The sequence below is a fragment of the Actinomyces urogenitalis DSM 15434 genome, from assembly GCF_000159035.1.
In the GTDB taxonomy this organism is placed as follows: domain Bacteria; phylum Actinomycetota; class Actinomycetes; order Actinomycetales; family Actinomycetaceae; genus Actinomyces; species Actinomyces urogenitalis.
This window is the reverse complement of the sequence record NZ_DS999576.1, coordinates 48662-63333: the sequence shown is the minus strand read 5'-3', so window position 1 is coordinate 63333 and position 14672 is coordinate 48662. Positions and strand designations below refer to the sequence as shown.

The window sequence follows — 14672 nt, the reverse complement described above, 5'->3', positions numbered from 1 at the left end:
CCTACGGCCTGACCCGGTCTCGTGCGTCGTGCGGGCCTGGGGACTAGGTTGGTGTCATGACTCCCAGCAAGGCCACTCCGCGCAACGCGGTCACCGGTAGCCCGATCGACCCCCAGCACGCTCCGGCGGTGACCTCCACGGCACTGCTGACGGACATGTACGAGCTGACGATGCTCCAGGGGGCGCTGGCCGCCGGCACCGCCGAGCGCCACAGCGTCTTCGAGATCTTCGGCCGAGCCCTGCCCTCATCCAGGCGCTACGGAGTGGTCGCCGGCACCGGCCGGCTGCTGGACGCCATCGAGCGCTTCACCTTCACGCCTCAGCAGATCGACTTCCTCCACGCCACCGGCGTCGTCGACGACGCCACCCTGGACTACCTGCGTGACTACCACTTCTCAGGGAGCATCCGCGGCTACGCCGAGGGCGAGTGCTACTTCTCCGGCTCCCCGCTGCTGACCGTGGAGGGCACCTTCGCCGAGGCCTGCATCCTGGAGACCCTGGCGCTGTCCATCTACAACTATGACTGCGCCGTTGCCTCAGCCGCCTCGCGCATGGTCATCGCCGCCCACGGGCGCCCCTGCGTGGACTTCGGTGCCCGCCGTGCTCACGAGCGCGCTGCCGTCTCTGCGGCCCGCGCCGCCGTCGTCGGAGGCTTCGTCGGTACCAGCGACCTAGAGGCCGGCATGCGCTACGGCATCCGCACCGTCGGCACCTCCGCCCACTCCTTCACCCTCCTGCATGACAGCGAGGAGGAGGCCTTCGCCGCCCAGGTCGCCTCACTGGGCCACGACACGACGATCCTGGTCGATACCTATGACATCGAGCGCGGTATCGAGAGGGCGGTCAAGGCTGCCCGCGCCGGCGGCGGGGAACTGGGAGCGGTGCGCCTGGACTCCGGCGACCTCGTCGCCGAGGCTTTCAAGGCGCGTCAGCAGCTTGACGCCCTGGGGGCCACGAGCACGAAGATCACGGTCACCAATGACCTGGATGAGTACGCCATCGCCGCGCTGGGGGCTGCCCCCGTGGACTCCTACGGTGTGGGTACCAAGCTGGTCACCGGCTCCGGGCGCCCCACCGCAGCCCTGGTCTACAAGCTGGTCGAGCGCGCCGACGCCGACGGCGTCATGCAGGAGGTCGCGAAGTTCTCCACCGGAGGCAAGTCGACCGTGGGCGGCCGCAAGTGGGCCGGGCGCGTCCTGGACGCCACCGGCACAGCGGCCGAGGAGCTGGTGGTCTCGGCACGCGAGCAGGGCGAGGCCCTGGCGGCCCTGCACGATGCCGGAGCACGCCCCTTGCAGGTCGAGCTCGTGCGCGACGGCGTCGTCAACGAGGAGCACCGTGGGCCGGCTGCGCTCCAGGCTGCCGCCGAGCGGCACCGGGCCTCACGCGCCGAGCTGCCCTACGACGCCTGGAGGCTGTCCGAGGGTGAGCCGGCCGTGCCCACCCGTCACCTGGACCTGGACGGCCGTCAGACCCTGCGCGGCTAGCGCTTGCCGACGAACCAGCGGCGCAGCGTCGCTACGCGCTTCTCGATCTGCTCGGTGGAGGCCTGGGCGATCTCGGGGCCGCCACACACACGTCGCAGCTCGTTGTGAACCGCACCGTGAGGCTGCCCCGAGCGCCTGGCCCAGGCGGCCACCAGCTGCGAGAGCTCTTTACGAGCGGCCTGGCGGCGCCGAGCGTCGTCGATACCGGAGTTGGCGCGCCGCTTGGCCGCTGCCGCTGACTCCCGCTTCTGCGCCGCGATCTGGCGGTCCTGACGCTGGCGCAGCAGGGCCGTGACCTGCTCAGGCTCCAGCAGCCCGGGAAGCCCCAGGTACTCCTGCTCCTCGACGCTGCCGACCATGGCGCCGGTACCGAACTCTCCGCCATCGAAGAGGACCCGGTCGAACTCAGCGGTGGAGTCCATCGCCTCGAAGCCGCCGAGCAGGTCGTCGGAGGCCTTGGCGTCCTGGTTGGCCTCAGCCACCAGCCGGTCCTCGGCGTAGGCGCCGAACAGGTCGTCCTCCTGGGAGGAAGACCGCTTACCCAGCACGTGGTCGCGAGCCACTTCCAGCTCGTTGGCCAGACTGAGCAGCGGCACCACGGAGGGCAGGAAGACTGAGGCGGTCTCGCCCCGTGAGCGCGAGCGGACAAAGCGTCCCACCGCCTGAGCGAAGAACAGCGGCGTGGAGGTGGAGGTGGCGTAGACGCCGACGACGAGGCGGGGTACGTCCACGCCCTCGGAGACCATGCGCACCGCAACCATCCAGCGGTCGGTAGAGGCGGAGAAGGTCTCGATCCGGCTGGAGGCGCCCGAGTCGTCAGACAGGACGACGGTCGGTTCCTCGCCCGTGATCTGGCGCAGCTGCTTGGCGTAGGCGCGGGCCTTGGCCTGGTCAGTGGCGATGACCAGGCCCCCGGCGTCAGGGACCTGACGACGCACCTCGGTCAGGCGCTGGTCAGCCGCGGCCAGCACTGAGGGGATCCACTCCCCCTTGGGGTCCAACGCGGTACGCCAGGCCTGGGCCTCCAGGTCCTTGGTCAAGGGCTCACCCAGTCGCGCCGCCACCTCGTCACCGGCCTTGGTGCGCCAGCGCATTTCGCCGGAGTAAGTCATGAACATCACCGGGCGCACGACGCCGTCGCGCAGGGCATCGGAGTAGCCGTAGGAGTAGTCGGCCCGCGAGCGCTTGATACCGCCGGTCTCCTCGACGTAGCGGACGAAGGGAATCGTCGACTCGTCCGAGCGGAAGGGCGTACCCGTCAGCGCCAGCCGGCGCCGGGCGGGGGCGAAGGCCTCGCGGATGGCGTCTCCCCACGAGCGGGCGTCACCGCCGTGGTGGATCTCGTCCATGATGACCAGCGTGCGCCGCGCGTCGGTGCGGGCACGGTGCAGGTTGGGGTTCGCCGCTACCTGCGCGTAGGTCAGGGCCACGCCGTCAAAGCGGGAGCCGAGAGCCCCCTGGCTGTTGGTGAAGGAGGGGTCGATGTGGATCCCGACGCGTGCGGCGGCCTCCGCCCACTGGTACTTCAGGTGCTCGGTCGGGCACACGACGGTGACCTGGTGAACGTCACCCGTGCTGAGCAGCTCGGTGGCGATGCGCAGCGCGAAGGTGGTCTTACCAGCGCCTGGGGTGGCCACGGCGAGGAAGTCCTCGGGCATGGTCTCCAGGTACTTCTTCAGCGCCGCGGCCTGCCAGGCGCGCAGTGACCCCGCCGTGCCCCAGGCGGCACGACGCGGGTAGGCCGGCGGCATCGTCTCCGCGGCGAAGATAGAAGGCTGGGTCGGGTTGCTCGCTGCCTGGTTGCGACGCGCGCCGCTCACTGACCGCCTCGGGAGAAGGGGAAGCGGGGGAAACGCGGTCCCTTGCCGCCGGAGTCGCCACCCTCACGCATCTGCTCGTAGATCTGCTTGCACGTGGGGCACACCGGGTACTTTGACGGATCACGCCCGGGCGTCCAGACCTTGCCGCACAGGGCGACGACGGGGCGTCCGGTCGCGGCTGCGGCCGCGATCTTGTCCTTGCGCACGTAGTGGGCGAAGCGGTCAGCGTCGCCGTCGTCGGTGGACTGGAGCTCCTCGCGCTCTAGCACCGCGGTACCGGTCGAGACGCCGGTGGACGGGTCCGAGAGCGGGCGGCCGGGCTCGCCAGGGCCGGAGTCGGTGCTCGCCGTCATCTGCTCAAGGGACTCAGTCATGCGTCCCAGTGTAGGACGGGCGCGCAGGGGTGGTCCTGGCTCGGGCCTGTGGAAACTCTCTCGCTGCGCGCACGCTCACCTCCCCCGCGGGCCCCGGCTGCGTCAAAGGACGAGGAACGCTCAGTGGCTCAGGCGCGAGGCGGCCGCCGGGTCAACCAGCACCAGGGCGTTGGCGTGGCGCTGCATGACCGTGGCTGGCCACTGCTCGCTCACCTCGCCTTCGACCAGCTGGTGGATCGCCTCAGCCTTGTTCTCGCCGGTGGCGATGAGAACCAGCTGACGCGCCTCCATGATGGTGGCCAAGCCCTGGGTGATGCAGTGGGTGGGGACGGCGTCAATGTCCCCGTTGAAGAAGCGGGCGTTGTCCCGGCGCGTCTGCTCGGTCAGGACGTCAATGTGCGTGCGCGAGTCCAGCGGGCCGCCGGGCTCGTTGAAGCCGATGTGACCGTCCGAGCCGATGCCCAGGATCTGCAGGTCGCAGTACCCGGCCGCGGCCATACGCTCCTCATAGCCGGCGCAGGCCACCTCTAGGTCCGCTGACAACGCGTCCGGGCCGTGGAGGGAACCAGGACGCATGTCCACCCGCGAGCGCAGGTTGCGCTCCATGAAGGTGGCGTAACGCTCAGGGTGGCCCTCGGGAAGGCCGACGTACTCATCGAGCATGAAGCCGGTGACTTCCTTAAAGGAGATCCGGCCGGCCTCGTAGCGGCGCACCAGCTCGTCGTACAGGGGCAGGGGGCTGGAACCCGTGGCAGTTCCGAGGACGGCGTCCGGCTTGGCCGTCAGCAGCTCCTCGATCGCGTCGGCGGCGGTGGAAGCGATCTGCTCGGCAGTGTCGAGGACGACGAGCTTCATTGTTCTCCTCAGATGAGACGTCACGGCCGTAGCCGGGTGCGTCCGTGCACCAGCACCCATGATAGCCCCACCCATCAGGACATCAGACGTCCTGGGACCATGCGTCTGCGCCGCCGAGACGGTCGCGTCCTCGGTGATCGGGCCAGGCGCATGCTGCGGCGCCCGGCCCGCCCCACGCAGGCTCCTGGCCTGCCAGGTCTAACGTGTCTCCTCGTGCCCGGGCCAGGAGCGGATCGTCGTCAGGACCCGCGCCCCGCGATCGTCCAGCGCTCGCCCGCCGTGGACCATGCCGATCCATGCCGCCCCGAGGCCCCAGAGCGCACCAACCACCAGTACCAGCCACCCCCACGCCCAGGAGCCGGAGACCGCGATCCATACCAGGCCAGCGATGACGGGTGAGCTCGCCGCGATGATGACGACGAAGCCGAGGAGCTGCAGCAGACTGAGAATCAGGGTCATCCCGGATCCTCGCGACTTCCAGGGGCTGTCCCCCGGCGCGTTGGTCTCATAGGGCATGACGACGCTGGAGATCGCGGACCAGGCGTGACCGACGCCGTACAGGGCCAGGCTCGTGCCTGCCACGGCCGGCACGGTCTCCCACCGCGCGGCGTAGGCCGCGGTCAGGAGCAGGACCATCACGATGAGCGGGACCTGCCACAGGGCTGCCGCCACCATGCGCCCCAGGCGGTCGTGACGTCCAGGAGTGCCGGCGGAGATGAGCTGCCACACGGCGGTGGAGTCCATAGCGAGGTCGTCATGGAGCATCCACCCTGAGAAAAGGGCGAGGAGCAGGGCAGCCCCCACCACCGTGACAGGTGCCTGCCCCCACGCCATGGAGGAGTCCTGTCCGGCGGCCGAGCCCACCGAGCGAACGAAGACGAAGGTGAACACCGTCGGCAGCAGGAGCAGGCTGATGAGCTGGGAGAGATAACGCGGATCGCTTCGCCAGTAACGCAGGCACCGTGCGGCCACAGCGGCTGCCGGACCAGGAACGAGGTGTCCCAGGCACCGCTGCCAGGGCAGCGGGTCCACCCCGCCCTGCTGAGCCTCGCCGGCCTCGCGGGCGACCTTGACGCTGTCATAGGAGCGGCGGCGAGACCGGCTGCGCTCTGGCCCGGTCATTGCCCGCGTCACCACCTTGCCCCAGGCAGGCATGAGCGCCACTGGCAGGGCGATCGCTAGGACGGTCAGCGCCGTCGCCACGAGGAAGGACCCCTGTGCCAGGTATCCCGGCGCTGCGAGCGCCCACCCGAGCGGGGTCAGCCCGATCACGGTGCCGACGTGACGCAGCGACTGCACGGCGTCAGCCCCCAGGCTGACGTTCTGCAGGAAGGAGGGGGCCAGCGCCACGCCCAGGAGGAGCAGCACGCCCACGAGGCCCGCGATCTCCCTGCCTCGCCGAGACTGGGAGACACCTGCACCGATGACGACGACGCGGCTGAGCAGCACACAGGTTGCCAGCGCCACCGGAGCCAGGACGAGCGCGAGCCCGGCCGCTGCCCACTGCCCGGCGCAGGCCCAGGACACGGCCGGAAGGAGCAGCCCAAGGCCCGTGAGGATGCCGGGGATCCCGGCTGCTCCCGCCACGGCCAGTCCACGGGCCAGCGCGCGCGACGGAGCGGTCCAGGCCGCCATGGCCCGGGGGTCCAGGGTGGAGTCGGCACCGGTGAGCAGCAGCGGCAGCAGGGTCCAGCCCGCCACCACCAGCGCACCGGCAACCGCCAGCACCGCAGCGATGGCCTCCGGCGAGGCCTGGCCCAGCGCGACGGCGAGAGCGCCGACCAGGGCCAGCCCGCCCAGGCCGTAGAGCACGCCGACGATCGTGCCGATGACCGCCCAGACGTTGCGCAGCAACCCGTTGACAGTCAGCCGCCACCTCAGACGGACGAGGGTCGCAACCACGACAGCTCCTCCCGCGTTGCCGGCGCCCCGACCAGCTGGGCAAAGCGCGTGTCCAGGTCCTGCCCGGCCGCAACCTCCTGCGTGGCCCCTGCCGCCAGGACCCGGCCGGCGGCGATGACCGCGACGTGGCTGCAGAAGCGCTGCACCGTGGCCATGACGTGGCTGGAAATGATGACCGTGCCCCCGGCGCCGGCGAAGTCTGTCAGCAGCCCCTGGATGGTCTGGGCCGAGACGGGGTCCACGGCCTCGAAGGGCTCGTCCAGGACCAGGACGGAGGGAGAGTGCACCAGAGCGCAGGCCAGGTGGACCTTCTTGCGCATGCCGGCGGAGTAGTCGGCCACCAGCGTGGTACCCGCCTCCCACAGCCCCAGGACGTGGAGGAGCTGGATGGCCCGCGGCACCACGACCTCGCGGTCCAGTCCACGCAGGAGGCCTGAGTAGGTCACCAGGTCCAGGCCACTGAGCCGGTCAAAGGTGCGCAGGCCATCGGGGAGGACGCCCAGCAGGGCCTTGGCCCGGCCAGGCTCCCGCCACACGTCCGCCCCGTGGACCAGGACGCGGCCAGCGTCCGGGACGAGTAGGCCGGTGGCCATGGACAGGGTGGTTGTCTTGCCGGCGCCGTTGGGCCCCACCACGCCGTAGACCGAGCCAGCCGGCACCGTCAGAGTGAGATGGTCCACCGCAAGCTTCTGTCCAAAGGCCTTGCACAGCCCTTGGCAGACCAGCGCGGGCACGCTCGCCTCCGGTGCGCTCACGGGGGCTGCGGCGTCAGGGGCCGGCTGCCAGGCGGAGGGGTGCTCGCCGCCTGGGCCTGCTGGAGGGACGGCGTCGAAAGGCGTGCTCTGGCTCATAGCCACACCTTACGGAGAGACACCGACACCGTCCTCCTCCCCTTGGAGGATCTGCCCTGTCCTGCCCGGACAGACGACGAAGGCGTGCCACCAGCCGTGGTGGCACGCCCTCGCTCGCGACGTCCTCGCCAGGCGAGGAGGTCAGCGGATCGTCACTTGGCGACGGCCTTCTTCAGGGCGGAGCCGACGGTCAGCTTGACGCCGTAGCCAGCCGGGATCTGGATCTCCTCACCGGTGCGGGGGTTGCGGCCGGTGCGAGCAGCGCGCTCGACGCGCTCGACGCCCATGAGACCCGTGATCTTGACAGCCTCGCCCTTGGCGACGTTCTCAACCAGGACCTCCTGGAAAGCGCCGAGGAAGGCGTCGGCGTCGGTCTTGGTCAGGCCAGCCTTCTCGGCGATGGCGGCGATGAGCTCAGTGCGGTTGACGGACATGTATCTGCCTCTCAGTTCGTGGGTGGGCACCGGTCGGTTCGGTGCCGCTGGCCGTAACGCTATGCATAAAACGGCGGTTTTGTCAGATACGGCGGACAGATTCGGGGCGGAGAACGTCACTTTTCACTCCGACGCTGCCTCTTGGGTCACATGTGTCACACCAACCACAACCCGATGAGACTGCGCCCTGCCCCCACTCAGGCCCGCCAGCCACATGAGGATCACACGACAGTGGGCCGGCCCCTGCGCGCTACAGCGTAGGGACCGGCCCACCGTGGTGCGGTGCGGGAGGACTCAGCCGCCGTCAGTGACGGGCGACGGCGTCGACGAACCAGGAGGTGATGGTCGTGGGATGGGTGATCGCGGTACCGACCACCACGGCGAAGGCCCCGTGCTCCATGACGGTGCGAGCCTGCTCAGGCGTGTGAACCCGCCCCTCGACGATGAGCGGGACCTGGGCGATGGCCGCGACCTGGTCCACCAGCTCGATATCCGGGCCGTCGGTCTTGGGCCGGTCCCCGGTGTAGCCAGCCAGCGTGGTACCCAGCATGTCCGTTCCCCCGTCCTGGGCCGCCTGGGCGTCCTCCAGGCACCCGCAGTCGGCCATGACGAGCACGGAGGGGAATGCTTCCTTCAGGCCTGCGACGGTCTGAGCAAAGGTCCGCCCGTCAGGGCGGGGCCTGCGGGTGGCGTCCATCGCCACGATCTGGCAGCCGGTGGCAGCCACGGCCACGGCGTGGGTGAGGGTTGGGGTGATGAAGACCCCGTCGTGCCCGTCCTTCCACAGTCCGATCACCGGGACGTCCACGTGCTGGGTGATCAGGGCCAGGTCGGCCAGTCCCTGGGCACGGATGCCGACGGCGCCGCCGGCCACGCAGGCCTGCGCTACCTCGTCCATCGTGCGCGGGTCACGCATCGGCTCGCCCGGATAGGCCTGGGCAGAGGCGATGAGCCCACCGCGCAGCCGGTCAAGGATCTCGGTCTTGGTCATCGTGCTCGTCATCATGCCTCGTTCCTCTCACCAGCAGCCTGCGGCAGACGCAGCCAGGCCTCGTGCGCGGCGCCGATGATCGGCGCCGTCGTCCCCAACGTTGCAGGAAGCAGCTCAGTCGAGTCCGCGATGAGCTCGATGAGCTCGTCAGCCACCGTGCGTCGCAGCGGCTGCCACCACAGGTCCCCGGAGCGTGCGAGTCCTCCGGAGATGATGACGCGCTGCGGGTCCACCGCCGTGACGATCTGGGCGATGCCCCGCCCCAGCGCGACCGCGGCCTCCTCATAGACCCGCTGCGCGACGACGTCGCCACCCTGCGCGCGGCGCTCAACCTCCAGCGCCGTGGTCACCGAGGTCTCCCCCGTGGCCTCGCGGTAACGGCGAGCGATCTGCGGGCCGGCAGCTACGGCCTCCAGGTGACCGGACTTGCCGCAGGTGCACGGCTCGCCCGCCGCGGCCTGGCTCGGCATGTGCCCGATCTCGCCGGCCAGGAAGTGGGTGCCGTGATGCACAGCTCCGCCCAGGACCAGCGCACCGCCGACCCCGGTGCCTACCGCTACGACCAGGGCGCTAGAGGCCCCGTGCCCGGCTCCCAGCCACGCCTCGCCAGCCGCGTAGGCGTTGACGTCGTTATCGACGTGCACGAGCGGTGCCTGGCCGTCAGGGGCCAGCACCCCGGCACCGGGCAGGAGGCGAGCCACGCCGTCGGCCACGTTCGTCCCCGGCCACCCGGCGATCGCGTCGGTGGCCGAGAGCACCACCCCGCTGCGTGCGTCAATGATGCCGGCCGAGCCGATCCCGACCGCCAGTGGGCGGGGCGAGCGCCCGCCATGGGTGCCAGCGGCGACGACCTGGCCGACTAGCCCGGCGATCGCAGCGAGCATGGCCGCGGGACCCTCCCGCCCAGGAGTGGGGACCTGGTGGACCTCGCCTCGCAGCTGACCACTGACCGTCACCAGGCAGGCGGCGATCTTGGTCCCTCCGAGGTCCACACCAACGAGGACAGGATCCTCCTCGGTGCCCGGGCGCGAGTCGTCCCGCGTGCTCATGTCAGATCAGCCCCTGTTCTCGGGCGATAGCCACGACCTTCTCCTTCGTCTCGCCCGTCAGCGCGCGTACCGGGAAGGCCATCTCGTTCGAGGCGATCGTACCCTGGGCCTCCATGACGGTCTTAAACGCCCCGATGCCCGAGGCGTCAGCCGAGCGCCCCTGCGGCACGAAGACGATCTCGAAACCAGCGCAGATCCGGTCCTGGATCCGCCGCGCTTCCTGCCAGTCGCCACGCTGGGCCGCCTGCCACAGCTCAACGTAGGGGCGGGGCTCGACGTTGCCGTAGCCCGGTACCATCCCGTCCCCGCCCAGCAGCAGCATGCCGTCGACCACGCACTCATGCCCGGTCAGCAGCACCAGCGGGTGCCCAGCCTCCTCGTTGGCGGCCACCAGGCGCCGGAAGGCGACGTCATCGCCAGAGGAGTCCTTGACGCCGTCGAGCACCCCCAGGCCACCCAGACGCACGAGCATGTCCACGGCGAGCTTCTTGCCGTTCAGGCGCACCGGCACGTCGTAGGCGAACAGCGGCAGGTCCACGGCCTGACGGATGGCGGTGAAGTGCTCAGCGATCTCGGTCATGTCATTGATGGCGTAGAAGGGGCAGGCCGCCACGATGGCGTCAGCCCCCAACGCCTGGGCCCGGCGGGCGTGCTCGATGACGCGATTCGCTGTTGTGTCAATGGCACCGACCAGCACGGGCAGACGGCCGGCGGCGCGGTCAACCACACGCGTGACCACCAGCTCACGCTGGGCGTCAGTGAGGTAGGCGGTCTCGGCGGAGGATCCCAGGAGGAACAGGCCGTTGACACCGGCGTCGATGAGAAGGTCAACGAGGTGGTCCAGGCTGTCCAGATCGATCTGGCCGTCCTTGAAGGGCGTGATGACAGGGGGGATGACACCGGTGAATCGGGTATCCATAGTGGTGTTTCCTAACGTTGGTGGGACAGGGGTTGCAGTCATGCCTCAAGCAGGCTGGGCACCGCGCCCAGGAGGGTGCGGGTGTAGTCCTGCTGCGGGCGGGAGAAGATCTCCTGGGTCGTGTTCATCTCGACGATCTCGCCGAAGTACATGACGGCGATGCGGTCGGAGACGTAGCGCACGGTGTTGATGTCGTGACTGATGAAGACCAGCCCCAGACCGAGCGCGCTCTTGAGGTCCTGGAGGAGGTTGAGGACCTGGGCGCGCACGGACACGTCCAGGGCGCTGGTGGGCTCGTCCGCGACGATGATGTCCGGCTCTAGCGCCCGTGCTCGGGCGATGGCCACGCGTTGACGCTGCCCGCCAGAGATCTGCCGGGGCAGGACCTCCAGGGCGCTGGGAGGCAGTCCCACCAGGTGCAGCAGGTCACGTACCCTCGCCTCGCGCTCCTTCGGGGAACCGATGCCGTGGACGTTGAGCGGATCGATCAGGGTGTCGTGAACGATCATGCGTGGGTTGAGCGCCGTGGCCGGGTCCTGGAAGACCACGGACACCGAGCGGCCCAGGGCCTTACGGTCCGCCGCCGAGCTGCCCAGGCGACGTCCCTTGAAGTACACCTCACCCTTGGTCAGGGGCTGTAGCCCCACCATGACACGGGCGGTGGTGGACTTACCGCAGCCGGACTCACCCACCAGACCCAGGGTCTCTCCGCGGCGTACGGTCAGCGAGACGTCGTTGACGGCATGCACCGTGTCCGGGCGAAACAGCTTGCCGGTGCGGGACTTGTGGATGACGTGGGCGTGACGCAGCTCGATCACCGGGTCGGTCTGCGGGTCCCAGGTGGAAGCGGATTGGGCGCTCATGACATGGCCTCCTTGGCGAGGATCGCCTCAAGCTCAGGCGTGACGGCGTAGAAGTGGTCGCTGCCGGCGGCAACCGGCTTGAGCACCGGGCGGGTGTCCAGGCCGACCGTGGGGTAGGACGAGCGCGGGGCGAAGCGGTCACCCTTGACGAACTCTGAGGGGCTGGGAACGGTGCCCCGCACCTGGTGGAGGCGGTTGGAGCCTGCCTCGATGGACAGGACCGCGCCGAGCAGGCCCCGGGTGTACTCGTGGACGGGGTTGGTCAGCAGCTCACTGGTCCCCGCCTGCTCAACCACCTGGCCCGCGTACATCACCGTCACCCGGTGGGCGACCTTGGCAACCAGTGCCAGGTCGTGGCTGACGAAGACCATGGCGAAGCCGAGCTTCTCGCGCAGGTCGTTGAGCAGGTCGATCACCTGCTTCTGGACCGTGACGTCCAGGGCCGTGGTGGGCTCGTCAGCGATGACCAGGCTCGGGTCTCGCGTCAGGGCCATCGCGATCAGGACGCGCTGACGCTGTCCGCCGGACAGCTCATGCGGGTAGCTCTTGAGCGTGCGGACCGGGTCCAGCCCAACCAGATCGAGCAGCTCCTCGGCGCTGCGGGTGCCCCCTCGGCGAGTCAGCTGCTTCATCTGGGAACGGATGAGCATCGAGGGGTTGAGGGAGGACAAGGCGTCCTGGTAGATCATGCTCATCTCGTGACCTCGCAGGGCGTTGTGCTCCGCGAGCGTCATCTCCAAGATGTTGCGTCCCTTGAACAGGATCTCACCCGTGATGCGCGCCGTCGGAGGCAGCAGCCCCATGACGGCCATCGAGGTGATCGACTTCCCGCAGCCGGACTCACCCACCAGCCCCATGGTCTCGCCGGGGCGAACGGAGAAGGAGACGTCGTCGACGATGTTGACGTCGCCGTGCTGTGCCGGGAAGGCAATCGAGAGGTTCTTGACCTCCAGGACCGGCTCGGCCTCGGGGGTGGGGTAGACCAGTCGGTCCTGGCGCGCGAGCTCGGCCCGGCGCAGCGTGGCCAGGCGTTCCTCCAGAGGAGTCTCCTCGGCAGCAGGCTCGACCAGCCCGGTCAGCTCGGAGACCTGCGCCTGGGTGACGGCATCGGCGGGCAGATCGGCGTGCGAGCGCACCGCGGCCCCGGCCTCCTTCCAAGCGTGCTCGGTCTGCATCGCCTCCTCGTCCGCCTCGACGTCGACGTTGGCGCGGATACGCGGCGAGGCCATGGCGTCGGTCAGGCCCTCGGACAGGACGTTGAGGCACAGCGTGGTGATGAGGATCATCAATCCGGGGAAGAAGGTCGGCCACCAGTGCCCTGACAGCAGCAGTGCCTTGCCCTCGGAGAGCATGTTGCCCCAGGTCGGGGTGTTGACCGAGGTGATGCCCGCACCGATGAAGGACAGTGAGGCCTCGAAGACGATGGCGTCAGCCACCAGGACCGTGGCGTAGACCATGATCGGGGCCACGCAGTTGCGCACGACGTGCTTGGCCAGGATCCAGGGCACACGAGCGCCCATCACCTTGGAAGCGGCCACGTAGTCCTCACCGAACTGAGCCAGGACGTTGGCCCGCACGACTCGGGTGAGCTGCGGGGTGTAGACGACCGCGGTCGCGATGATGATGACGGGCACCATCGGCAGCCGGGTCGACATCGCCAGCACCAGCACCGCGGCCAGCGCGATACCGGGGAAGGACATGACGACGTCGAGCACGCGCATGACGGCCTCGCCGATCCACTTGCGGCTGGTGGCCGCCACGGCGCCCAGCACCGTAGCCAGGGCCAGGGCGATACCGGTGGCGCTCAGGCCCACGACGAGCGAGACCCTGGCGCCGTAGACCGCGCGGGAGAAGATGTCACGGCCGGTGGCATCGGTACCGAAGAGATGGCTGAAGGAGGGAGCGGTGGCGGGGTCGGAGGAGACGATGTCTCCCACTCCCTCCACGTGGGTGACAGTCTCACTGGCGGCCAGGCCTGTGGCTCCAGGGTTGTAGGGAGCCACCAGCGGGGCGAAGACCGCGATCAGCGCCACCAGGGCCAGTACGAGGACGACGATCTTGCTTCCCAGCGGCAGCTTCCTCCAACCCTGGAAACGCAGCCCGGGCTGGGCAACCTTGTCGAGTGTGCGACGGTGCAGCATCAGACGCTCCTGATCCTCGGGTTGACCAGCACGTAGAGCATGTCAACGACGATGTTGATGATGATGAAGGCCAGCGCCACGGTGATGGACACGCCCTGGACGATGTTGACGTCGTTACGGGTAATGCCCTGGAAGATGAGCTGGCCCATCCCCTGGATGTTGAAGATCATCTCGATGACGACGGCGCCGCCCATGGCGTAGCCCAGCCGCAGGCCCAGGACCGTAAGCGGGGTGATGAGCGCGTTGCGCAGCACGTTGCGGGCGATGACCACGGGCTTGGGGATCCCAGCGCCAATGGCGGTGCGCACGTAGTCACGATCGAGCTCCTCGACCATGGCAGTACGCACCACACGCGTGAAGGTGCCGGTGTTCGGCACCGCGATGGCCAGGGCGGGCAGGAAGATCTGTCGCACGTAGGCAGCCGGATCGTCCCCGAAGGAGACCCACTCGGTGACCACCGAGGGGAAGGTGCCACTGGCGCCCGGGATGTCACCGAAGCGCTGGATGAGCAGCAGCGCGAGCCAGAAGGAGGGCGTGGCCAGGCACAGCACCGAGATCACCCGGATGACCTGGTCGGGCCACCGGTCACGATAGAGGGCGGCGATGACACCCAGTACCGTGGCTGCGATGACCGCCACAAAGATGCCGATGAAGGTCAGCTGCAGCGTGATCGGGAAAGCCTGAGCAACCAGGTCGGAGATCTTGACGCCGGTGAACGTCGTCCCCAGGTCCCCGTGGACGAGCCCCACGAGGTAGTCCCAGAAGCGGGACAGGAGAGGATCATTGAGGTGATGGGTCTCGCGGTACTGCTCGAGCGCCTGCGCCGTCGCCGACTCCCCCAGCGCCAAGCGCGCAGGGTCTGCGGAGGAGAAGGACATGACGACGAAGACGAGCAGCGTCACGCCCAGCACCATGACGGGCAGCGCCACCAGGCGCCGTCCAATCAGGCGGAGGAGGTTGGACACTGGGACGCTCCTTTGCTTGTG

Annotated in this window: 13 protein-coding genes; 1 reads left to right on the top strand and 12 read right to left on the bottom strand. The window is 69.2% G+C overall.

Annotated features, from left to right (window positions below):
• The first annotated feature begins 56 nt into the window (after positions 1 to 56).
• On the top strand, positions 57 to 1487 hold the full coding sequence (locus HMPREF0058_RS08490) for a nicotinate phosphoribosyltransferase (RefSeq protein WP_006549366.1): 1431 nt from the start codon (positions 57 to 59) through the stop codon (positions 1485 to 1487).
• Here the strand turns inward: HMPREF0058_RS08490 and HMPREF0058_RS08485 are convergent.
• The 12 genes from HMPREF0058_RS08485 to HMPREF0058_RS08430 form a co-directional block, all read right to left on the bottom strand.
• The gene (locus HMPREF0058_RS08485) at positions 1484 to 3238 is read right to left on the bottom strand and encodes a DEAD/DEAH box helicase (RefSeq protein WP_180950832.1); all 1755 of its coding nucleotides are present in this window, start codon (positions 3236 to 3238) and stop codon (positions 1484 to 1486) included. The genes HMPREF0058_RS08490 and HMPREF0058_RS08485 overlap by 4 nt on opposite strands.
• Before the next feature lie 65 nt (positions 3239 to 3303).
• Positions 3304 to 3681, bottom strand: a complete 378-nt coding sequence (locus tag HMPREF0058_RS08480; RefSeq protein ID WP_006549364.1) for a DUF3039 domain-containing protein — start codon at positions 3679 to 3681, stop codon at positions 3304 to 3306.
• Between the two features lie 120 nt (positions 3682 to 3801).
• Positions 3802 to 4536: a glucosamine-6-phosphate deaminase gene (gene nagB, locus HMPREF0058_RS08475; RefSeq protein ID WP_006549363.1), complete on the bottom strand. Its 735-nt coding sequence runs from the start codon at positions 4534 to 4536 to the stop codon at positions 3802 to 3804.
• A 198-nt stretch (positions 4537 to 4734) separates the two neighbouring features.
• Positions 4735 to 6438 carry a hypothetical protein gene (locus HMPREF0058_RS08470; protein WP_006549362.1) on the bottom strand — a complete coding sequence of 568 codons (1704 nt, stop codon included), beginning with the start codon at positions 6436 to 6438 and terminating at the stop codon, positions 4735 to 4737.
• Positions 6414 to 7289, bottom strand: a complete 876-nt coding sequence (locus tag HMPREF0058_RS08465) for an ABC transporter ATP-binding protein (protein ID WP_006549361.1) — start codon at positions 7287 to 7289, stop codon at positions 6414 to 6416. The genes HMPREF0058_RS08470 and HMPREF0058_RS08465 overlap by 25 nt, the downstream gene beginning before the upstream one ends.
• 152 nt (positions 7290 to 7441) lie before the next feature.
• A complete protein-coding gene (locus HMPREF0058_RS08460) occupies positions 7442 to 7723 on the bottom strand; it encodes an HU family DNA-binding protein (RefSeq protein ID WP_006549360.1) in 282 nt (93 codons plus the stop codon).
• A 304-nt stretch (positions 7724 to 8027) separates the two neighbouring features.
• Entirely contained in the window at positions 8028 to 8729 is a 702-nt protein-coding gene (locus tag HMPREF0058_RS08455; RefSeq protein ID WP_006549359.1) for an N-acetylmannosamine-6-phosphate 2-epimerase, read from the bottom strand.
• Positions 8726 to 9763 carry an ROK family protein gene (locus HMPREF0058_RS08450; RefSeq protein WP_006549358.1) on the bottom strand — a complete coding sequence of 346 codons (1038 nt, stop codon included), beginning with the start codon at positions 9761 to 9763 and terminating at the stop codon, positions 8726 to 8728. The genes HMPREF0058_RS08455 and HMPREF0058_RS08450 overlap by 4 nt, the downstream gene beginning before the upstream one ends.
• A 1-nt stretch (position 9764) precedes the next feature.
• A complete protein-coding gene (locus tag HMPREF0058_RS08445; protein WP_006549357.1) occupies positions 9765 to 10682 on the bottom strand; it encodes a dihydrodipicolinate synthase family protein in 918 nt (305 codons plus the stop codon).
• A 38-nt stretch (positions 10683 to 10720) separates the two neighbouring features.
• A complete protein-coding gene (locus HMPREF0058_RS08440) occupies positions 10721 to 11545 on the bottom strand; it encodes an ATP-binding cassette domain-containing protein (protein WP_006549356.1) in 825 nt (274 codons plus the stop codon).
• On the bottom strand, positions 11542 to 13686 hold the full coding sequence (locus HMPREF0058_RS08435; RefSeq protein WP_006549355.1) for a dipeptide/oligopeptide/nickel ABC transporter permease/ATP-binding protein: 2145 nt from the start codon (positions 13684 to 13686) through the stop codon (positions 11542 to 11544). Before HMPREF0058_RS08435 ends, HMPREF0058_RS08440 begins: the two co-directional genes overlap by 4 nt.
• A complete protein-coding gene (locus HMPREF0058_RS08430; protein WP_024036358.1) occupies positions 13686 to 14651 on the bottom strand; it encodes an ABC transporter permease in 966 nt (321 codons plus the stop codon). The genes HMPREF0058_RS08435 and HMPREF0058_RS08430 overlap by 1 nt, the downstream gene beginning before the upstream one ends.
• Positions 14652 to 14672 lie beyond the last annotated feature (21 nt).